This window comes from uncultured Microbulbifer sp. (assembly GCF_947504145.1).
Lineage (GTDB): Bacteria > Pseudomonadota > Gammaproteobacteria > Pseudomonadales > Cellvibrionaceae > Microbulbifer.
Genome location: NZ_CANNGQ010000002.1, coordinates 1 through 20185 on the forward strand (window position 1 = coordinate 1; position 20185 = coordinate 20185).

Genomic DNA, 20185 nt, shown 5'->3' on the forward strand with positions numbered 1-20185 from the left:
CAGGCGGCGGCACAGGCGGCGGCACAGGCGGCGGCACAGGCGGCGGCACAGGCGGCGGCACAGGCGGCGGCACAGGCGGCGGCACAGGCAGCAGCTCCGGCGGTAATAATGGTGATGGTGGTGATGGTGGTGATGGCAGCGCATCCACCGAAAATGACCAAGACATCATCACGCAGGCGGCCCGGTTCGTAGACGGTTTGTGGGAAGGCTTTAAAGATCAGTTTTGGGGCCTTGTTGAAATAGTCCTGAATCCTGTTGATACCGCTGTCGCTATGTACAAGTTGGGCGAAGGGCTGGTGCGGGATTTTGACGGTACTATGCAACTGATCGTCGATGAGGTTGCGAAGGATATAGCGGCCGCCACCAGTGGTGACCCCTTTGAAATAGGTCGCATCATTGGGGAGAACGTGAGCCCGGCAGCAATGGCTCGGGTTGCCTCTAAGCTGTCACAAATCGCCAAGTCCGTGAGAAAGCTCGATACCGCGTGCAGCAGTTTTGCTGCTGGCACTATGATCTGGACGGAACAGGGCCCGGTGGCAATTGAGGAGATAGACGTTGGAGCCAGAGTTCTGGCAAGGAATGATCAAACTTACATTGATACGTATCAAGCAGTCGAGCGCTTGTTTCAGAGGGATGTGCGCTCGATATACCGGCTATCTACCGGCTTCGACAATATCCAGGTGACCGGCGAGCACCCATTCTGGGTGCAGGGTGAGGGGTGGCGGCCAGCGTCGCGTCTTCGCCCGGGCCATGCCATTGCCACGGCCGAAGGCGACATCCTGGTTCGCACAAATGAGAAGGTTGACGAGCGAACTAAGGTTTACAATTTCCGTGTCGCTGAGGACCACAGCTATTTTGTTTCTGACAATGGCTTGTGGGTGCACAACGCCAATGAGGTATGCGACTTATCCCAGCGTGACCCCACAAAGTCCACTGATCCTCTTGAAGGGGTCGAAGATATCCCGCTTGACGAACTCGATAGCGGGCTGATCGAAAAGCTGCGCAAACAGCTGGATACGGACCCCAACCTCCTGGAAGATCTCCGTAATCCTGAATTTTTTGAACTGTACAAGCAGGCTGACGGCGATGCTGATTTCTCGTACGAGTTGATGCGTCGGCTGGATGAAGATGAGAAGGCCAAACTCGCAGCTGAATCACGATCAGAATTTTTCAAGCGCATGGCGCTCGGGCGCAAATTCGAATCAGAAACGGTACTCAAAAAACTGATAGATCGGCTGTCCCCGGAGTACCAGTGGTTGCGCACCACGACGCTGGATAAATACGGCGTAGACCTGGATGAATACGATATGTACTCTCAGGTTCAGTTTACATATGACAATTCTGGTAATTATTTTGTTAGCGACCAGGTGTATGTGAAGTGGGGTAAGGATGAATTTGGCAGGGATATACCAATCGATTCGGTTATTATTGAAAACAAATTGACCGACGCCACAGATTTGACGGTCAACCAAAAAGGCGCAAATAAACTTGATAGCCTTAACGTCAGATCGAAACTGAAGAACGCGGATAGTCCTGTTTCTGGTCTTCAGCTGCAATCCTCAGACGAAGTTGTTGGAACTCTTAAGTGGATCAAGGTATTTGATTCTAATTCCGGTGACGTCATTAGTGGCATGAAGGATATATAGTATGGCTCTGGATATTAGTTCTCTTGGAGATGCGGTGCACGATATTTTGGGTCTTTCAGATTATGAAAAACTCCAAAATACTCCTGGTGCAATCTGTTTTGAAGAGAAGTTCGAAAAGTGTACTGTTGAGTTGATTTTTTCATATCACAAGATGGTTTCTGGATATTCCTTTCGTAACGGAATAACCGGACGAAAAAGCTTTTCTGAAGTTGAGGGGTTATTAGAGAAGTACTACAAAAAGTATGACATTAAGATGGGGCTTGGGACGATTTTCCGAAAGTCGGAGAGCGTCGATTTTCGGGATAAAATTTTCGATCATCAAATCATGTCTGTGGACACCCTGAATGAGGTGACGCCGATATTGAAGGGGTGGATTTATGACGATATCCTTCCATTTCTTGATCATTTCAAGAGAGTCGAAGATGTTTACGAAAAAATGGAAAGCATGCCGCTGAATGACCGGAGTGGTTTCGTCTGTAACCCCATGCCAATTCGATCATTGATAATGAAGGGGTTATTAAAGACAGACGATTTTGTGAAATATGGATCACGCCTTGAAGCATTCCTGGACAAGCAAAAAGATTCTGTTCATTACAAAAATGAAACCAAATATTTCGAAGAGATGTATCAGGAATTAAAAGATATGCAGTAGTTCTATTTTCTTTAGGTAAGGTTTATTTTTTATCAGTCCCGGTTTTCCGTAGTGCTGCGATCTTTTCAATTTTGATTTAGTGCTGGGGTGAACTACTGGGAATTTTGAAATTAAAGTCTGAATGGAATACGGGAAGTACTCATACAAAAGGCAGGTCTGGATGAGCCTGCCTTTTGCGTATTTGGGTTGCTAGGTGAGTCTGCGACCTGGGCCTGTCGGTATATGAGTCTACGGGACTGAATGCGGTCTAGACGGATAGTGACTGCGTATATCCGCGACTATCAATAGCCACACACACCAACTCAAAGCTATTTCCTTCATCGAGCCGCAGATAAAGGTTAAATTATGGACGATTTTGGTGTCATAATGCCGGCCCCAGCCCTTATTGGTTACCCCACCTAGTTGAAAGCCCGTGAAAATCCCGAAACGCCTGCAACCCCTTGTTGATGACGGCCTGGTCGATGAAGTGATCAGCCGCCTGATGAGTGGCAAGGAAGCCGATATCTTCATTGTCCGCTGCGGGGGGCATATTCGTTGCGCCAAGGTCTACAAAGATGCCATTAAACGCAGCTTTAAGAAGGCCGCCCAGTACCAGGAGGGGAGGAAAGTGCGCGGTGGCCGCCAGGCTCGTGCTATGGCCAAGCAGTCAAATTACGGCCGCGCCCAGCAGGAAAAGGTTTGGCAAACGGCGGAAATCGACGCCCTATCCCGGCTGGCTGGCGCCGGTGTGCGCGTACCGGAAACCTTCGGCTGTGTGGACGGTGTACTGTTAATGGAGCTGGTTACCGACGATGCCGGCGACGTTGCGCCGCGGCTGGGCGATGTGATCATGTCGGAAGAGCAGGCACTGGAAGACCACGCGTTGATGATGCACTACATCGTGTGCATGCTTTGTACGGGCGTAGTGCACGGTGACCTCTCCGAGTTTAACGTGCTGGTGGATGATTACGGCCCGGTGATTATCGATTTGCCGCAAGCAGTCAACGCCGCGGCCAATAACAACGCACAGGCGATGTTCACCCGCGATGTGAATAATATGCGTCGGTATTATGCGAATTTCGCCCCGGCGCTAGCACACACCCAATACGCCAAAGAAATTTGGGCCCTGTTCGAAGATGGCAGTTTAACGCCTGATTCAGTGCTCAGCGGTAAGTTTGAAGACAGTGGCGATAGTGCCGATGTGGACGGTGTGTTGGAAGAAATAAAGGCGGCAATGCAAGAAGAGCAGGAGCGACAAGAGCGACTGCGCGAAGCAGAGCTTGAATAGCGGCCAATCAACTTTTTATCCATTCGGGTTATTTAATGTCTAAATTCTTTTTCAAGGGCCGCCAGGAAGTGCGTGAAAATCACGTTCAGTCCGGCTATGCCACCAAGGCAATCCAAAAATCCGGGAGCAAAAAATTCCCGTTAAAACTGGTGGTGACCAGTGCAGCGCGCAAGCGCGAAGTAGAGACGTTGGTTGCCGATGCGCAGTTGTATGCAGAAATCAGCGTGGATTCGCGCGAGGGTGCCACTGAATCTATCGCTGAGCTGACGGCGCTGCTCGACAAGCAGGGCACGGTGCGGTTGGACAAGGTTCCCGCGCGGAACGAACCCTGCAGCTGTGGCAGTGGTAAAAAATATAAAAAGTGCTGTGGCTAGTGGATATGAATACGGGTGATACTTCGATGTCTGGTGTTTGATGAAAACCGGATAGGCGGTACGCCAGAAACGAAAAAGGGACCTCTGTGGTCCCTTCTATGGTTTACCTGATTCTGATCAGGGCAGCGGCCGCGTGCGTCCGCGATCGTCTATGGCGACAAACACGAATTCCCCTTCGGTCACTTTCACCTGCTCACCGGTGTCTACCCGGGTCAGCCAGACTTCCACCAGGGTTTTGATGGAGGAGCGGCCTACTTCCAGGGTTTCGGCATAGCAGCTCACGGTGGAGCCGACGGTGACCGGGCGCAGGAACACCATGCTGCCGACGGCAACGGTGGTAACGCGGCCACGGGCAATGCTCTGGGCGAGGATGGCGCCCGCCACGTCCATCTGCGACATCAGCCAGCCGGCAAAGACGTCACCCTGGGGATTGGTGTCCTTGGGCATGGACTGGGTCTGTAGGGTCAGGGTACCGCTGGGTTGCGGCTCTTCATCAATGGCGGACATCGGAAAACTCACGTTCTTAGATTTATTGGTCCGGCGGGTCATTGCTGCCACTTGTGCCGGGTGGCGCATTCTAGCACAAACTGGGTACTAATTAGCCAGTGCCGGTTCGCGATAATTTACCGGTTTACCGCATAAAACCCGGTGTTAGCCGGTACGGGTGTTCTGTTTTTTTACGCAATCATCGGGCCAGATTCGGAAAGGCCACGGCCTGCCAATTGCCTGAACCCCGCCCATCGCCTAGACTTGCGCCCATGCGTGGACTGATTCTAACCCTGATCATTTGCTGTTTCGCTGCCCAGAGCCTGGCTCTGGTGGTGTCGCCTGGCTGTGATATGGGCATGATGACCGAGACCGCGCACGACCATGGTCAGAATATGGATCACGGGTCCAGTTCCCACATGGCAATGTCCCAAAGCGATATGCCTTGTTGCGATACCGGTGTCGATATCGGCACCGATGGCTATGCCGGCCAGAGCCCGGCGGCGGATCTGTGTCAGCTCACCTGTGCCAGCGGTGGCTGCAGTGTCGCCATGGCCACGGAAAATCTCCTGTTCCAGCCCGTTTTGAATAGTGCGCCCTATCTGGCGCAAAGCCCCTCTCCCCTGCCTGCTTCCCAGCAAAACCTGTTACGCCCACCCATCGGCGCCTGATGTTCTCCTAACCGGTTCCCCACACTCGGCTTCTTCAAGCCCCGGGGTGCCCGAACATCAGACTGACAGGACGACCCATGACGATTTCCCTGCGCCGGAACGCGCGGTGGCTGCTGCTGGCCGCGTTTTTACTGGCCGTGTCGTTTGCCGCCGGCCCGGCCCGTGCCGAGCTGGATTTGCAGCGTGCCCTCCAGCAGGCCAGACAACTGGACCCGCAAAACGCCGCAATCCGCGCCCAGGCGGAGGCGCTGGCGCAAACGGCGGTGGCCGACGCCCAGTGGCAGGACCCGAGCCTCAAGCTGGGTATTGCCAACCTTCCCACCGACAGTTTTGCCTTTGATCAGCAGCCGATGACTCAGAAGGTAATCGGTATTCGCCAGGAGTTCCCCCGGGGCAACGCCCGCGCACTGATCGGCGAGCGTGGCGCCAGTGCAGCCGAGGCCGGGTTTGCGAGCGCGGCGGATCAGATGCTGGCGCTGGAGCGGGACGTGAGCATCGCCTATCTCTCCCTCGCCGAGCAGCTGCGGGTGCGCGCACTGCTGAGTGACAACCGGCGCTGGCTGCAGCAGCTGGTGGACTACAACCGCGCGCGCCTCGCCAGTGCCCAGATCCAGTCGCAACAACTGCTGCAATCCCAGTTGGCACTGGCCCGTCTGGATGACCGGATTGCCGGGGTGGACGGAGAAATCAGCCGTGCCCGCGGACAGCTCAGTCGCTGGGTTGGTCCCGCCGCCTGGGAGCCCGCAGACAGCACACCACCGGCCTGGCGAAATACCCGCGACTGGCTGGCGGCGCAGGCGCCGCCGCTGCCGCTGGCAATCCTCGATGGGCATCCGGCAATTGCTGCGCGGGAGGCACAGATCGCCGCGGCCCGCGCGGATGTTGATCTCGCCGGCGAGGCCTACAAGCCGCAGTTTGGTGTGGATGTGAGCTACGGCCAGCGCGACCGAACGCCCGGCAGCGACGGCGCCGACTTTGCCAGCGTGATGCTCACTTTCGATTTGCCCCTGTTCCGCAAGAATCGCCAGGATCGCCGTGTGGCCGCCAGCCGCGCGCGGGAGAGTGCCGCCCAGTTGGCGCGGCAGGGCCTGTTGCAGCAGATGCACGGCGAGTTGAACGGCGCTGTGGCCATGGCCAATACCCTGGCGCGTCGCCGCGCGGCCTACGACGGTGAACTCCTGAAGCAGGCCGAGTCCACTGCCGACGCAGTACTGCAGGGCTACGCCAGCAACACTGCGGACCTGGACGCGGTGATCGACGCGCGTATGCAGGCCATCGAGGCACAGATCAGTGCGGTACAACTGACCTACAGCTACTTTCGCGCGCTGGCGCGTATCCGCTACTTCCGCGCCGAATCCCGCGCGATGAACAGCAAATAATTGGCGGCAGACCATGAACAACACACAAAAATTTTTCCTGCTCACCCTGTTCCTGCTGGCGCTGGTTGCCGGAGTACTGTTGGGCAGTGGCCTCGGCGACGGGGCAACAAAGCAGGCGGGCAGCGGCAAAGCCATCCTGTACTGGGTGGCTCCCATGGACCCCAATTATCGCCGCAACGGCCCGGGCAAATCGCCCATGGGCATGGACCTGATTCCGGTCTACGCCGGCGATGAAAAGAGTGAGCCTGCCGGCACCGTCACCATTTCCCCGCAGGTGGAAAACAACTTGGGCGTGCGCACCGCCACCGCCCAACAGGGCCCGGTCGCCACCGAAATAAACGCCGTGGGTCTGGTGCAGCTGGATGAAGACAAGCTGCACCATGTGCACACCCGCCTGAGTGGCTGGGTGCACAAAACCTGGGTAAAAGCTGTTGGCGACCGGGTGGAAAAAGGCCAGCCATTGCTCGAGATTTACTCGCCGGAACTGGTGAAGGCTCAGAGCGAGCTGGTGGCAGCACTGGCCAGCGGCAACCGCACACTGATCCAGGCCACCCGCGAGCGCCTCAACAGCCTCGGCATTCCGGCTGCGCATATACAGCGTCTGGAGGAAACCCGCGAAGTCAGCCAGACCATCACTCTGCGCGCCCACGGCGGCGGGTATGTGAATGCCCTCGGTGCCCGCGATGGCATGTACATCACGCCGTCCACCAATTTAATGGGCATTGGCCCACTGGATACCGTGTGGGTGGAGGCGGAGCTGTTCCCGAAGCAGGCGGGTCTGATCAAGGACGGGCAGGTTCAGTCGGGGCAGAGTATATCCATTCACAGTGACTTCGCCCCCGATCGCCAGTGGCACGGCGAGCGCGCGCAGTGGTTGCCGGATCTCGACCCTAAAACGCGTACCCTGCGCCTGCGCATAGCGGTGGATAACCCGGACAAAAGCCTGCGCCCTGGCATGTTCGTGCGGCTGAAGATTCCCGGCGCCAGCGTAAATGCGCTGACGGTACCGCGCAGCGCGCTGATTCGCACCGGCGAGATGGACCGGCTGGTGATTGCCGAGGGCGATGGCCGCTTCCGATCGCTGCGGGTTCGTGCCGGGCGCGAGCTGGGGGACCGCGTCGAAATTCTCGAGGGGCTCAAGCCCGGTGCGGAAGTGGTTACCTCAGCACAATTCCTGCTGGATTCCGAGTCGAGTATCAGTGCCGACCTGACGCGAATCCACGGCAAGAAAACAGTTCCGAACGACAACACGGTATTGCGTGGGGAGGCGCTCTGGGTGGAGGCGCGCGTGCTCAGCATGCCCGATGATAACCACTACGCCCGTCTGCAACACGCCCCGCTACCCCAGTGGGACTGGCCCGCCATGACCATGGGATTCTACGTCGCGGACGGCGCCCAGGCCGGGCTGCGCTCGGCGCTTGAAAACGATGCGCCGGTGATGGTGCAACTGCGCCAGCGCGCGGATGGCAAATACGAAGTGATTGCCATGCGCGGCGAGACCGGTGACGGAGACAAGCCATGATCGCGCGCATCATTGACTGGTCCCTGCAGAATCGCGCCCTGGTGCTGATCGCCGCCGTCGCGCTGGCGCTGGCGGGGCTTTACAGTCTGCGCCACACCCCGGTAGACGCCCTGCCGGATCTGTCCGATGTGCAGGTGATCGTCAAAACCAGTTACCCCGGCCAGGCGCCGCAGGTGGTGGAAGATCAGGTCACCTATCCGCTTACCACCGCCCTGCTCAGCGTGCCCGGCGCACACACGGTGCGCGGTTATTCCTTTTTCGGCGATTCCTACGTTTACGTCATTTTCGACGACGATGTGGACCTCTACTGGGCAAGATCCCGGGTGCTGGAATACCTGAGCCAGGTGGCCCCGCGCCTGCCGGACGCGGCGCGACCGGAACTCGGGCCCGACGCCACCGGCGTGGGCTGGATCTACAGCTACACCCTGGTGGATCGCAGCGGCCAGCACGACCTGGCCCAGCTGCGCTCCCTGCAGGACTGGTTTCTCAAGTACGAGCTGCAGACCCTGGCCGGCGTGTCTGAAGTGGCGACCGTGGGCGGCATGGTCAAACAGTATCAGGTGCAGGTGGACCCGCTGCGCCTGCGCGCCTACGACCTGACCCTGGCCCAGGTGCAGGGGGCGATCGAGCGCGGCAACCGCGAGTCCGGCGCCTCCGTGGTAGAGATGGCGGAAGCGGAATACATGGTGCGCGCCAGCGGCTATATCCAAAGTGTGCAGGACCTGCGCGCGCTGCCACTTGTGGTCAATGCCGCCGGCACCCCGCTGTTACTGGGGGATGTGGCGGACGTGCAGCTGGGCCCACAGATGCGCCGCGGCCTGTCGGAACTCGATGGCGAGGGCGAGGCCGTGGGCGGCATCATCGTGATGCGCTTTGGCGAGAATGCCCGCGCGGTGATCGAGCGCGTGCGCACGCGGCTGAGCGAACTGCAGCGCAGCCTGCCAGACGGGGTGGAAATCGTCCCCACTTACGACCGCTCCGAACTGATCGACAGCGCGGTGGAAAACCTGTGGCACAAGCTGCTGCAGGAATTCATCGTGGTGGCGCTGGTGTGTGCGCTGTTCCTGTTTCACCTGCGCTCGTCCCTGGTCATCGCCATTAGCCTGCCGCTGGGCATCATCGGCGCCTTTGTGGTGATGCACCTGCAGGGCATCAACGCCAACATCATGAGCCTTGGCGGTATCGCCATCGCCATTGGCGCGATGGTGGATGGCGCCATCGTGATGATCGAAAACCTGCACAAGCACCTGGAGCGGCGGGCACATGGCGATCCGCTTACCGACGAGGAACGCTGGAACATTGTCGGCGAGGCCGCCAGCGAAGTGGGCCCGCCACTGTTTTTCAGCCTGTTGATTATCACCCTGAGCTTCCTGCCGGTGTTCGCGCTGGAGGGCCAGGAGGGCCGACTGTTCGCGCCGCTGGCCTACACCAAAACATATGCCATGGCAGTGGCCGCCGGTCTCGCCATTACCCTGGTGCCGGTGCTGATGGGTTATCTGGTGCGCGGGGCCATCAAGCCGGAACAGGCCAACCCGATCAACCGCGCCTTCGCCGCCGCCTACCGCCCGGCACTGGAATTGTCGATTCGCCACCCGCGCTGGGTCATCGGTGTGGCGCTGGTATTGCTCGCCAGCAGTCTGTATCCCCTGTCCAAAACCGGCAGTGAATTTATGCCGCCGCTGGATGAGGGCGATCTGATGTATATGCCGAGCACCCATCCCGGCATCTCCATCGGCAAGGCCCGCGAGCTGCTGCAGCAGACCGACAAGCTGATCATGCAGGTGCCGGAGGTGGCGCAGGTATGGGGCAAGATGGGCCGCGCGGAAACCGCCACCGACCCGGCGCCGCTGACCATGGTGGAAACCATCATCCGCTTCAAACCCCGCGACCAGTGGCGCGATGGCATGACCCCGGAAAAACTGCGCGCAGAACTGGACGCCGCGGTGCAACTGCCCGGCGTCACCAACGCCTGGGTGATGCCGATCAAGACCCGCATCGACATGCTCGCCACCGGCATCAAGACCCCGGTGGGCATCAAGATTGCCGGGCCCGACTTGCACCAGATCGAACAGATCGGCACCCGTCTCGAATCCCTGCTGGAAAATGTTCCCGGCACTACTTCGGTATTTGCCGAGCGGGTGGAAGGCGGCCGCTACATCGACATCGATATCGACCGCGCCGCCGCCGCTCGCTACGGGCTCAACATCGCCGATGTGCAGACCGTCATCGACACAGCGGTGGGGGGCAAAAAGGTGGGGGAAACCACCGAGGGCCTGGAGCGCTACCCGATCAATCTGCGTTATCCACAGGCCTGGCGCGACTCCCCGGAACGTCTGCGCAACCTGCCCCTGGTGGCGCCAAACGGCAGTCACCTGACCCTCGGCAACGTGGCGCGCATCGAAGTGCAGAGCGGCCCGCCGATGATCAAAACCGAAAATGCGCGTCCCAACGGTTGGGTGTATATCGATATTAATGATGAGCGCGACCTGGGCAGTTGGGTGGGCGACGCCCAGGGGCTGGTCGCAGATCAGCTCGACCTGCCGCCGGGCTACTCCCTGGCCTGGTCCGGCCAGTACGAATATATGCAGCGCGCCCGCGAGCGCTTGAGCCTGTTGTTGCCCGTCACCCTCGGCATCATCGTGCTGCTGTTGTATTTCAGCTTCCGCCGTTTTGGTGAGGTATTGCTGATTATGGGCACCCTGCCCATGGCGCTGATCGGCGGCCTGTGGCTGTTGTATTGGCTGGGTTACAACCTATCGGTGGCGGTGGGAGTTGGTTTTATTGCCCTCGCCGGAGTAGCGGTGGAAATCGGCGTGATCATGTTGGTGTATCTGAATCAGGCGTGGGGTTGGACGCAAAAAGAATGCGAAGCTGCCGACCGCAATCCCACCCTGCAAGATCTACGTGAAGCGATTCGCCAGGGCGCCGGCCAGCGCATGCGCCCGGTACTGATGACCACCGCTACGGTATTTGTCGGTCTGGTGCCGGTGATGATCGGGTCCGGGGTTGGTTCGGAAGTGATGCAACGTATTGCTGCGCCGATGGTGGGGGGCATGGTCAGCGCCATGTTGCTGACGCTGATGGTGCTGCCGGCAGTCTATGGTTTGTGGAAAGGACGCAGGCTGCCGCGGCGAAGCGCTGAGGCCGAGTGAGAGCAAGAGTGGTGGATGCGCTGCGCATCCACCAAAGCAAGCCCGACACAGAGGAGGACACGATGGAAAATAACGCCAGGCTTTACCGCATGCACACCGATGAGCATATTTGCCCATATGGCCTAAAATCCCGGCACCTGCTAAGACGTAAAGGTTTCACGGTCGAGGATCACCGCCTGACCTCGCGGGAGGAAACCGACGCTTTCAAGCGCGAATACGACGTGGACACAACGCCGCAAACGTTTATCGATGACAAGCGTATCGGCGGCTACGACGCGCTAAAAGAATACTTCGGCGAGCCACTGCCGGACAAAGACGAGACCACCTACAAGCCCATCATCGCCATTTTCAGCACCACCTTGCTGATGGCACTGGCCCTGTGCTGGAGTCGCTTTCAGGGGTTTCCGCCGATAGCCGTGATCGAGACGTTTATTGCACTCAGCATGTGCGCACTGGCGATTCAGAAGTTGCGCGACCTGGAGGCATTTTCACTGCAGTTCATTACCTACGATCTGCTGGCGATGCGCTATGTGCCCTACGCCTATGTCTATGCATTTCTCGAAGCCTTCGCCGGTATCGGCATGTTGTCCGGCGCGGAGCCCTGGCTGTTTGCAATCCCGGCGCTGTTTATCGGCTCCGTTGGGGCCATCTCGGTAGTTAAAGCGGTGTATATCGACAAGCGCGAACTGAAGTGCGCCTGTGTGGGTGGCAACAGCAACGTACCACTGGGTGTCATTTCTCTGGCTGAGAACCTGATGATGGTTGCTATGGGGCTGTGGATGCTGTTGAAGTAGTTGGCGGCCAGCGCATGCCACTGGTGTGAATGGCTACCGCTACGGTACTTATCGGCCTGGTGGGGGGATGGTGAGCGCCATGTTGCTGACGCCCATTGTATTAGCGGCGGTATATGTTGTTCGGAAAAGGTGGGCTGTGCCAATTCATTGGTCGGCTTTACTTGAGCTGCTCCCGATGCGCTAGGGTTAAATCAGCTATCGCTCTTCCTCTCCTTAAAGGTTGTTTATCCCATGATTTCATGTGTACCGCACATCGGCAGATTGGTGCTGATATTTTTGCTCGCCCTGTCGTTCAATGTTTTCGCTGGCAGTACATTGGTAGAAATCGAAACGCCAAATTCCGATGGAGTGAATCTGTCTTTCGATCTGGATGACGCGGGAAACCCGGTGGTGAGTTTTATTGATCTGGATGACGATGCGCTCAAAATTCTGCATTGTGCGGACGCCCTGTGTGATGTCCAGTCACGCAATATTTCTACACCATCCGCAGCTTCGACTTCTAGAACCAGCCTTGTCCTGGACGAAAATTATTTTCCCGTCGTTGTATTCCGCCCGGGTAGTGGGTCTGCGCAAATACTCCATTGCAACGATCGAAAATGCGCGGTGGATTTCCCGGGCGATACAGAATCCATCGAAAGCCCTGTGACCGGTTTCTCCCCATCTGTAGCTTTAAATAGCAGTGGTAACCCGGTGATTCTGACGAAAAAAACCGGTGCATTGGAACTTGTGCGCTGTGACGATCCGCTGTGCGCACCTGGTGGGGAGACGGTAACCAACATACCGGTAAATGGAAATATCGATTTTGAAAACATGGTGTTAGACGCCGATGATAACCCGGTAATTATTTTTCGCGATCTACAGGTCCTGACGGTTCTCCGTTGTGACAACCCTACGTGCACGGGTCAGGTTAGCGTGGTTACACCTGACAACGGCACCTCTCCAGGAGGTCTCAACGCACTCGCACTGGATAAGAACGGCTTTCCGGTGATTAGCTACGATGATTTGTCGACAGACAAGCTTATGCTCATGCGTTGCCAGGACAAAAATTGCAATGTGCCTCCCGATATTTCTGTTCTGGGGCCAATTAGTATTTTCGGTGCCTTTTCATCGATTGCAATGGACAGCAGAGGCAATCCCGTGGTGGCTTATGATGATGTGACCGGGGGTGGAATTGTCCTGATACATTGTGGCGATAAAACCTGTAGCGGAATTGGCGATAGTCGATTTGTTCAGCCGGATAGTGAGATGGGAGGGAACAGTTGGCTAACCCTGAGGCTGAATGATCAGGGAAACCCTGTGATGGTGTACCGAGCCAGTGATGCAGAGAACCTGAAAATTCTGTTCTGCGATACCCCCACCTGTTATGACTCACCACCGGTCGCAATAGCCGGAGGCCCGTACTGGGGGGTAACCAATACGCCGATTCAACTGGATGGGTCGGGCAGCTACGATCTGGATTCCGAAATCAATTACTACGCCTGGTCGATTTCCGGTGCGGGCAGCGAAAGCTGCGTATTCGAGGGAGATTTCACCACCATTGAGGGTGCAGCAGTACCTCAATTGACTTGTGCTGTTGCGGGCGAGTACGAACTTGAATTCAGCGTCAGCAGTGGCACCGGGCAGGACCGATTGTGGGATTTCGATACGGCGGCTGTCACCGTGGTTTCCCCGGCACAGGGCGTAATGGATTTACTGGATCAGATTGATGCCCTGCAAAATAACGGCGCAATCAGTTTGTCGGCGGCCACCAAGGCCCGCTGGCAATTAAATTCTGCGAAAGACCTGTTACAGCGAGGCGTAAACGCCGCTGCCTGTTGGCAATTACTCTTCTTTGTAAACTCCATCACCTTCTCACGAGACTGGCGGAGTGTTGATGCGCTCACGCGTGAAGCGCTGATTGCACAGGCGAATACCCTGCGGCAGGCTATTGGCTGCGGTGGCGTGTAATCGAGAAGATTTGCAGTCGATGACTTGCCTGGTTGTGGTTGATCAATTCAGGTTGTCAAGCACCGTGGGTTGCTGAGTACCGGCTTCAGCAACCCATTATCCCCCTGCTACGATACCGGGCAGCCAGGTGGCGAGCGCAGGCCACATTGCGAGCAAACACATCACCAATAACTGAATCCCGATAAACGGGACCACTCCGCGGTAGATGGCACCGGTGGCGACTTCGGCCGGCGCAACTCCGCGCAGGTAAAACAGCGCGAACCCGAATGGCGGTGTGAGGAACGAGGTCTGCAGGTTCAGCGCAATCATTACCCCCAGCCACACCGGGTCCAGCCCCATGGCCAGCAGTACCGGGCCGACAATGGGCACCACCACGAAGGTGATCTCGATGAAGTCGAGGATAAAGCCCAGCAGAAAGATCACCAGCATCACCAGCAGGGTGGCGCCCACTACGCCGCCAGGCAGGCTGTGGAACAGATCGGTGACCACTTCCTCACCACCAAAACCTCGGAATACCAGCGAGAACAGCGAGGCGCCGATCAGGATCGCGAACACCATCGCGGTGACCTGCAACGTGCTCTGCCCCACTTCCCCGGCTCGCGCCCAGTTTAGCGCGCCGCGGCCCCAGGCCAGAATACCTGCACCCAGCGCCCCTACGGCGGCGGCTTCGGTGGGGGTGGCGGCGCCGGTGATAATGGATCCGAGCACCAGCAGCATCAGGCCAATCGGCGGCACCAGGCTTTTGAGTGTCTGCAGCAGATCCACTTCTTCTTCCGCGGTGCGCGTGGTGGCGGGCTCACGGCGGGCGATAAACAGCAGGTAAATAATGTAGGCCGCTACCAGCAACAGACCGGGGATAATCGCACCCATAAACAGGTCGCCCACGCTCACCGGTTTGGGATTGAAGATGCCCTGGGACAATTGCGCCTGCTGGTAGGCGTTAGACAGGGTATCGCCCAGCAGGACCAGGGCGATGGACGGGGGAATGATTTGGCCCAGGGTGCCGGTGGCACAGATGGTGCCGGTGGCGAGCTTGGGGGAGTAGCCGCGCTTCAACATGGTGGGCAGGGACATCAGGCCCATGGTCACCACCGTGGCGCCGACGATACCGGTACTGGCGGCGAGCAGCGCGCCCACCACTACCACGGAGACCGCCATGCCAGCGGGGATACCGGAGAATACCCGCGCCAGGTTGACCAGCAGCTCCTCGGCGATCCGCGCTCGTTCCAGCATCACGCCCATCAGTACAAACAGCGGCACCGCCATCAGGGTGCCGTTCTGCATGATGCCGTACAGGCGGTCGGGAAATGCCCGCAGCAGCTCGCCGTCGAACCCGCCGGCGACGATGCCGAGGCCGGCGGCAATCAATGCTGTGCCGCCGAGGGTGAATGCCACCGGATAGCCGAACATTAGTGCGGCGCACACGGCCAGAAACATCAGTAAAGGAATCAGTTCCATCATGGGCTGGCCTCCACGGTGGCTTCCCGCACCAGGGGGTGGAGTTTCCCGGTGGTTTTTTCCGCTGCCTGCGACGTTGCGACCCTGAACGACGTGGTGTCACTCGCGGAGGTTTCCACCTGCATCAGGGTGTGGAGGGCGCGCGCAAACTGGGACACGCCCTGCAGGGCGAGGGTGATGGCGGCGAGGGGCATCAGGCTTTTCAGCAGGTAGACACCCGCGAGGCCGTCGGCGCTGGCGCTGGTCTCGGATACGGCCCAGCTGCTGGCGGCAAACTGCCAGCTGCCTATTGCAATGAAGGTGCAAACAGGAAGTAGGAAAATAAGGCAGCCGACCGCGTCCACCCACGCCTTGCCGCGCGCCGACAGGGTGCGGTAGAACACATCCACCCGCACGTGGGCGCCGGCCTGCAGCGCATAGGCCAGGCCGAGCATAAAGGCGGCGCCGTGCAGATAGGTCACCGCGTCCTGTAAGGCCAGCGACCCGCCATCGAACCCGTAGCGCAGGGCCACCACCAGGCTCTGGATCAGCACCATGACCAGGGTAAACCAGCCTAGCAGGCGGCCGCAGAGGTGGGCGAAGCGGTCCAGCCTTCCGGCGGTGCCGAGCAGAATCGATTGGGGAGGGGACTTCATGGCGGGCATTGTGGAGAGTCTCTCGGCTCATCTTTATTTTTTTGTGATGGGGAGAGAGCGTACCTGCTGGTCAAAGTTTGCGCCAGTATTGCCACAAGCCCGCCGCGGTGGGGTCTCAGGATGGTATGACCAGGTATTGCCACTAGAGTCACGAAATGGGTTTCGGGCTGTAATCTTTTTGTAACTTTACCTTCATAGAATCGCCATCAGTTCGAAATAGCATGCGCCGCGTGCAGACATATTCACCCTTTTGGCGCCCACTTTTTGGAGATACCCATGAACAACCGTTCCGCGAGCAAAACAGTCCTGGCCTCGGCCCTGGCGGCTCTGACCATTGCGGCATCCAGTGCGGCTCTGGCTGCACGCGACCACATCAGCATTGTCGGTTCATCCACCGTCTACCCGTTCACCACCGTGGTCGCGGAGCGCTTCAGTCGCGCGACCCAATTCAAGACGCCGGTGGTGGAGTCCACCGGTACCGGCGGCGGCATGAAACTGTTCTGCCAGGGTGTGGGGGGCAACACCGCGGACATCACCGGTGCCAGTCGCCGGATCAAGCAGTCCGAGCTGGAAATGTGTCATGGCAACGGCGTCGACGTGGTGGAAGTGCAGATTGGTTTTGACGGCATCGTGCTGGCCAACGCCAAGACTTCCAAGCCCTTCGAGCTGTCCCGCAAAGACATCTTCCTGGCCCTGGCCAAAGATGTGCCGAATCCGGACGGTTCCGAAACCCTGGTAGCCAACCCTTACAAAACCTGGAAAGACGTCAACCCGACCCTGCCGGCGACCAAAATTGAAGTACTGGGCCCGCCTCCGACCTCCGGTACCCGCGATGCCTTCGCCGAGCTGGCAATGGAAGGTGGCTGCAAGAAGTTCGACTGGATTGCCGCCAAGAAGTCTTCCGACAAGAACGCCTACAAGGCCATCTGCCACAACGTGCGCGAGGATGGTGCTTACGTGGAAGCCGGTGAGAACGACAACCTGATCGTGAACAAACTGGTGGCCAGCCCAGATGCCCTGGGTATTTTCGGCTTCAGCTTCCTCGACCAGAATGCGGACAAGGTGCAGGGCTCTGTGATTGAAGGCCAGGAGCCCACATTCGAGTCCATCGCCGATAACAGCTACCCGGTGTCCCGCCCGCTGTTTGTGTATGTGAAGAAGGCCCACGTTGAAGTGGTGCCCGGTATCAAGCAGTTCCTGGCCGAGCTCACCAATGAGCGCGCCTGGGGTGAAGAAGGCTACCTGGCCGACAAGGGCATGATTTCGCTGCCCGATGCCAAGCGCCGTGAGGTTGCCAGCAACGTGCGCAAACTGAACAGTCTGACCAATCTCGCAGCGAAATAAATCCGCGCGCGATTCCGAGCATTCGTGTCAGGTAGAGGGATTTACCGGCCGAGCCCCTTTCTATTCATCGGGGGCTTGGCCGTTTCCATATAAAGAATGGCGATATCTTCACAGCGCCATGCAATTGTGGTCACAAGTACGGATAATGGCCGCCGTTTTTGAGCAAAAGAATTAACCGAGCAAATCGATGCAGACTCCCACTCTCTTCGCCCTGCTGCTGTTGCTGATACTGGTCGCCTACGGCACCGGTTTTAGTCGCGCGGTGGGTGCTGCCCGCAGCCGTGGCGGAATTCGCAGCCTGGCGTCACTGCCCAATTACTACGGGGTGCACACGGCACTCTGGTGTGGTTTGCCGGCGCTGGTGATTCTCGCTGCCTGGCTGATTTTCGACGATGCCATTATTCGTATGCTGGTGATGGGCGGCCTTGCTGACAAACCGGATTCGATCTCCGGCCAGAACCTGCTGTATGCACAAATCCAGAATATGGCCGCGGGCAAGCTGATTGGGGAAGGTACACCGCAGGTCGCGGCCGCTGCGGAGCACCTGGCCAGCCTGCGCCAGAGTGGCCAGTGGCTGCAGACCGCACTGATCCTGATTCTGTCACTGGGGCTGGGTGCCTTTGCCCTGCTGCAGGTATCCCCGGAAATGCGCGCACGGGAAAAGGTAGAGAAGGTACTGCGCGCGATTCTGATGGCCTGTGCCTGCGCTGCGATCTTTACTACCGTCGGCATTCTGATGTCGGTGTTGTTTGAATCCCTGCGTTTCTTCCAGTCGGTACCGGTGACCGAATTCCTGTTCGGCCTGCACTGGAGTCCGCAGATGGCGTTGCGGGAAGATCAGGTGGGGTCCAGTGGTGCCTTTGGTGCGGTGCCGCTGTTTACCGGCACCCTGATGGTCTCCGCCATTGCCATGTTCGTGGCGGTGCCGGTGGGGTTGATGTCGGCGATTTATCTCGCCGAGTACGCGGGCAACCGGGTACGCGCCTTCGCCAAACCTTTGATCGAAATCCTCGCCGGTGTACCCACGGTGGTATACGGCTTCTTTGCCGCCCTCACCGTGGCACCGTTTGTGCGTGAAGTGGCGCAAAGCGTTGGTCTGGAGGCGTCCAGTGAAAGTGCGCTGGCCGCCGGCCTGGTGATGGGGGTGATGATTATTCCGTTCGTCTCGTCACTGTCTGATGATGTGATCAACGCGGTGCCGCAATCCCTGCGCGACGGCGCCCTTGGCCTCGGTTCCACCAAATCGGAAACCGTGCGCAAGGTGGTGATTCCCGCTGCCCTGCCGGGCATCGTCGGCGGTGTGCTGCTGGCGGTGTCCCGCGCAATTGGTGAGACCATGATTGTGGTGATGGCCGCGGGCCTCGCTGCCAATCTCACCGCCAATCCTCTGGAGTCGGTCACCACCGTGACGGTGCAGATCGTGACCCTGCTGGTGGGCGACCAGGAATTCGACAGCCCGAAAACCCTGGCTGCATTCGCCCTCGGTCTGATGCTGTTTATCAGCACGCTGATTCTGAACTTTATTGCCCTGCACGTCGTAAGAAAATACCGGGAACAGTATGACTGATCTGACACAGAAACAGGTGCGCGAGCGAATTGCCGCGCGCCTCGCCAGCCGTCACCGCAAGGAAAAGCTGTTCCGCGGCCTCGGTATCGCCAGTATCGCGTTTGGCGTTCTGGCGGTACTGGTGCTGTTTACCGATATCATCAGCAAGGGCCACAGCGCGTTTTTGCAGACGGATATTCAGCTGGAAGTAACCTATGACCCGGCAGAGCTCGGCATCGACAAGATCGATGAAGAGAGTCTGGCCTGGGCCAACTTTGACGGTGTGATCCGCGCTTCCCTGCGCGAGCGCTTTCCGGATGTGAGCGGCCGCCGCGATAAGCGCGAGCTGTATACGCTGGTGTCCAACGGCGCCGGATTCGAGCTGCGCAAGCGCCTGCAGGACAACCCTGAGCTGCTGGGCAAGACGGAAACCCTGTGGTTTAACGCCGACGATGATGTGGACACCTACATCAAGAGCCTGTCGAAATCCGATGACGGCTTCCTTGGCCGCACCTCGGAGCAGAAGGTGGTATGGGTCCAGGCGCTGCGGGAGTCCGGTGAGTTGAAAAAGCGGTTTAACACCACCTTCTTCACCAATGGCGACTCCCGCGAGCCAGAACAGGCGGGTATCCGCGCTGCCCTGGTCGGTTCTCTGTTCACCCTGCTGGTGACCCTGGTGTTGTCTTTCCCCATCGGTGTGGCGGCGGCTATCTACCTGGAAGAATTCGCACCGAAAAATCGCTGGACCGACCTGATCGAGGTGAACATCAACAACCTCGCGGCGGTGCCGTCCATCGTATTTGGCCTGCTCGGCCTGGCAATTTTCATCAACTTCTTTGAAATGCCGCGCTCGGCACCGCTGGTGGGGGGGCTGGTGCTGACCCTGATGACGCTGCCGACCATCATCATCTCCAGCCGTGCCTCGCTCAAATCTGTGCCGCCGTCGATTCGCGAAGCGGCTATGGGCATGGGCGCATCGCGTATGCAGGTCGTGCTTCACCATGTGCTGCCGCTGGCGATGCCCGGCATGCTCACCGGTGCCATCATCGGTATGGCGCAGGCGCTTGGGGAAACAGCCCCGCTGCTGATGATCGGGATGGTGGCCTTTATTGTCGATGTACCCCACGGCATCACTGATCCGTCCACGGTACTGCCGGTGCAGATTTTCCTGTGGGCCGACAGCCCGGAGCGGGCCTTTGTTGAGCGCACCTCTGCGGCGATCATGGTGCTGCTGGCCGTACTGATTACCATGAACACCTGCGCAGTGTGGCTGCGCAAGAAACTCGAGCGCCGCTGGTAACGTACGTCGTTA

General features: G+C 58.5%; 16 protein-coding genes. 13 read left to right on the plus strand and 3 right to left on the minus strand.

What is annotated here, in order from left to right; translation table 11 throughout:
- The 4 genes from Q1A74_RS06525 to Q1A74_RS06540 form a co-directional block, all read left to right on the plus strand.
- On the plus strand, nucleotides 1-1646 hold a 1646-nt coding region (locus Q1A74_RS06525), incomplete at its 5' end, for a polymorphic toxin-type HINT domain-containing protein (protein WP_299593893.1).
- Between the two features lies 1 nt (nucleotide 1647).
- Nucleotides 1648-2298 carry a hypothetical protein gene (locus tag Q1A74_RS06530; RefSeq protein ID WP_299593895.1) on the plus strand — a complete coding sequence of 217 codons (651 nt, stop codon included), beginning with the start codon at nucleotides 1648-1650 and terminating at the stop codon, nucleotides 2296-2298.
- Between the two features lie 412 nt (nucleotides 2299-2710).
- Nucleotides 2711-3565, plus strand: a complete 855-nt coding sequence (locus Q1A74_RS06535) for a PA4780 family RIO1-like protein kinase (protein WP_299593897.1) — start codon at nucleotides 2711-2713, stop codon at nucleotides 3563-3565.
- 35 nt (nucleotides 3566-3600) lie between these two features.
- Nucleotides 3601-3939, plus strand: a complete 339-nt coding sequence (locus Q1A74_RS06540) for a PBPRA1643 family SWIM/SEC-C metal-binding motif protein (protein ID WP_299593899.1) — start codon at nucleotides 3601-3603, stop codon at nucleotides 3937-3939.
- 117 nt (nucleotides 3940-4056) lie between these two features.
- On the opposite strand, the gene Q1A74_RS06545 is transcribed toward Q1A74_RS06540, so the two are convergent.
- Entirely contained in the window at nucleotides 4057-4446 is a 390-nt protein-coding gene (locus tag Q1A74_RS06545) for an acyl-CoA thioesterase (protein ID WP_299593902.1), read from the minus strand.
- 251 nt (nucleotides 4447-4697) lie between these two features.
- Here Q1A74_RS06545 and Q1A74_RS06550 point away from each other — a divergent pair, with 251 nt between their 5' ends.
- The 6 genes from Q1A74_RS06550 to Q1A74_RS06575 all read left to right on the plus strand — a co-directional run bounded on the left by Q1A74_RS06550 (nucleotide 4698) and on the right by Q1A74_RS06575 (nucleotide 13890).
- Nucleotides 4698-5096 (plus strand): hypothetical protein, encoded by a 399-nt coding sequence (locus Q1A74_RS06550; protein WP_299593904.1) that lies wholly within the window; start codon nucleotides 4698-4700, stop codon nucleotides 5094-5096.
- Between the two features lie 77 nt (nucleotides 5097-5173).
- Nucleotides 5174-6475 carry a TolC family protein gene (locus Q1A74_RS06555; protein WP_299593906.1) on the plus strand — a complete coding sequence of 434 codons (1302 nt, stop codon included), beginning with the start codon at nucleotides 5174-5176 and terminating at the stop codon, nucleotides 6473-6475.
- A gap of 13 nt (nucleotides 6476-6488) precedes the next feature.
- Nucleotides 6489-7997, plus strand: a complete 1509-nt coding sequence (locus Q1A74_RS06560) for an efflux RND transporter periplasmic adaptor subunit (RefSeq protein ID WP_299593908.1) — start codon at nucleotides 6489-6491, stop codon at nucleotides 7995-7997.
- Nucleotides 7994-11149 (plus strand): efflux RND transporter permease subunit, encoded by a 3156-nt coding sequence (locus Q1A74_RS06565; protein ID WP_299593910.1) that lies wholly within the window; start codon nucleotides 7994-7996, stop codon nucleotides 11147-11149. The genes Q1A74_RS06560 and Q1A74_RS06565 overlap by 4 nt, the downstream gene beginning before the upstream one ends.
- A 62-nt stretch (nucleotides 11150-11211) precedes the next feature.
- Nucleotides 11212-11943, plus strand: a complete 732-nt coding sequence (locus Q1A74_RS06570) for a glutaredoxin family protein (RefSeq protein ID WP_299593912.1) — start codon at nucleotides 11212-11214, stop codon at nucleotides 11941-11943.
- 231 nt (nucleotides 11944-12174) lie between these two features.
- Complete coding sequence (locus Q1A74_RS06575) at nucleotides 12175-13890, plus strand: hypothetical protein (protein ID WP_299593914.1); 1716 nt, start codon at nucleotides 12175-12177, stop codon at nucleotides 13888-13890.
- 96 nt (nucleotides 13891-13986) lie between these two features.
- Here the strand turns inward: Q1A74_RS06575 and Q1A74_RS06580 are convergent, their stop codons facing one another.
- Nucleotides 13987-15351, minus strand: coding sequence for a TRAP transporter large permease subunit (locus Q1A74_RS06580; RefSeq protein WP_299593916.1), 1365 nt, complete (start codon nucleotides 15349-15351; stop codon nucleotides 13987-13989).
- The gene (locus Q1A74_RS06585) at nucleotides 15348-15983 is read right to left on the minus strand and encodes a TRAP transporter small permease subunit (protein ID WP_299593918.1); all 636 of its coding nucleotides are present in this window, start codon (nucleotides 15981-15983) and stop codon (nucleotides 15348-15350) included. The genes Q1A74_RS06580 and Q1A74_RS06585 overlap by 4 nt, the downstream gene beginning before the upstream one ends.
- Nucleotides 15984-16259: 276 nt before the next feature.
- On the opposite strand from Q1A74_RS06585, the gene Q1A74_RS06590 reads away from it, so the two are divergent.
- The 3 genes from Q1A74_RS06590 to pstA all read left to right on the plus strand — a co-directional run bounded on the left by Q1A74_RS06590 (nucleotide 16260) and on the right by pstA (nucleotide 20173).
- Nucleotides 16260-17327 carry a substrate-binding domain-containing protein gene (locus Q1A74_RS06590; RefSeq protein ID WP_299593920.1) on the plus strand — a complete coding sequence of 356 codons (1068 nt, stop codon included), beginning with the start codon at nucleotides 16260-16262 and terminating at the stop codon, nucleotides 17325-17327.
- A gap of 187 nt (nucleotides 17328-17514) precedes the next feature.
- Nucleotides 17515-18894, plus strand: coding sequence for a phosphate ABC transporter permease subunit PstC (gene pstC, locus Q1A74_RS06595; RefSeq protein ID WP_299593922.1), 1380 nt, complete (start codon nucleotides 17515-17517; stop codon nucleotides 18892-18894).
- A complete protein-coding gene (pstA, locus tag Q1A74_RS06600) occupies nucleotides 18887-20173 on the plus strand; it encodes a phosphate ABC transporter permease PstA (protein ID WP_299593924.1) in 1287 nt (428 codons plus the stop codon). The genes pstC and pstA overlap by 8 nt, the downstream gene beginning before the upstream one ends.
- Nucleotides 20174-20185 lie beyond the last annotated feature (12 nt).

Bases quoted from the DNA above. Each gene is read 5' to 3' on its own strand.
- Q1A74_RS06530 (WP_299593895.1), top strand. From the start codon at position 1,648: ATGGCTCTGGATATTAGTTCTCTTGGAGATGCGGTGCACGATATTTTG.
- Q1A74_RS06540 (WP_299593899.1), top strand. From the start codon at position 3,601: ATGTCTAAATTCTTTTTCAAGGGCCGCCAGGAAGTGCGTGAAAATCAC.
- Q1A74_RS06545 (WP_299593902.1), bottom strand. From the start codon at position 4,446: ATGTCCGCCATTGATGAAGAGCCGCAACCCAGCGGTACCCTGACCCTA.
- Q1A74_RS06550 (WP_299593904.1), top strand. From the start codon at position 4,698: ATGCGTGGACTGATTCTAACCCTGATCATTTGCTGTTTCGCTGCCCAG.
- Q1A74_RS06555 (WP_299593906.1), top strand. From the start codon at position 5,174: ATGACGATTTCCCTGCGCCGGAACGCGCGGTGGCTGCTGCTGGCCGCG.
- Q1A74_RS06560 (WP_299593908.1), top strand. From the start codon at position 6,489: ATGAACAACACACAAAAATTTTTCCTGCTCACCCTGTTCCTGCTGGCG.
- Q1A74_RS06565 (WP_299593910.1), top strand. From the start codon at position 7,994: ATGATCGCGCGCATCATTGACTGGTCCCTGCAGAATCGCGCCCTGGTG.
- Q1A74_RS06570 (WP_299593912.1), top strand. From the start codon at position 11,212: ATGGAAAATAACGCCAGGCTTTACCGCATGCACACCGATGAGCATATT.
- Q1A74_RS06575 (WP_299593914.1), top strand. From the start codon at position 12,175: ATGATTTCATGTGTACCGCACATCGGCAGATTGGTGCTGATATTTTTG.
- Q1A74_RS06580 (WP_299593916.1), bottom strand. From the start codon at position 15,351: ATGATGGAACTGATTCCTTTACTGATGTTTCTGGCCGTGTGCGCCGCA.
- Q1A74_RS06585 (WP_299593918.1), bottom strand. From the start codon at position 15,983: ATGAAGTCCCCTCCCCAATCGATTCTGCTCGGCACCGCCGGAAGGCTG.
- Q1A74_RS06590 (WP_299593920.1), top strand. From the start codon at position 16,260: ATGAACAACCGTTCCGCGAGCAAAACAGTCCTGGCCTCGGCCCTGGCG.
- pstC (WP_299593922.1), top strand. From the start codon at position 17,515: ATGCAGACTCCCACTCTCTTCGCCCTGCTGCTGTTGCTGATACTGGTC.
- pstA (WP_299593924.1), top strand. From the start codon at position 18,887: ATGACTGATCTGACACAGAAACAGGTGCGCGAGCGAATTGCCGCGCGC.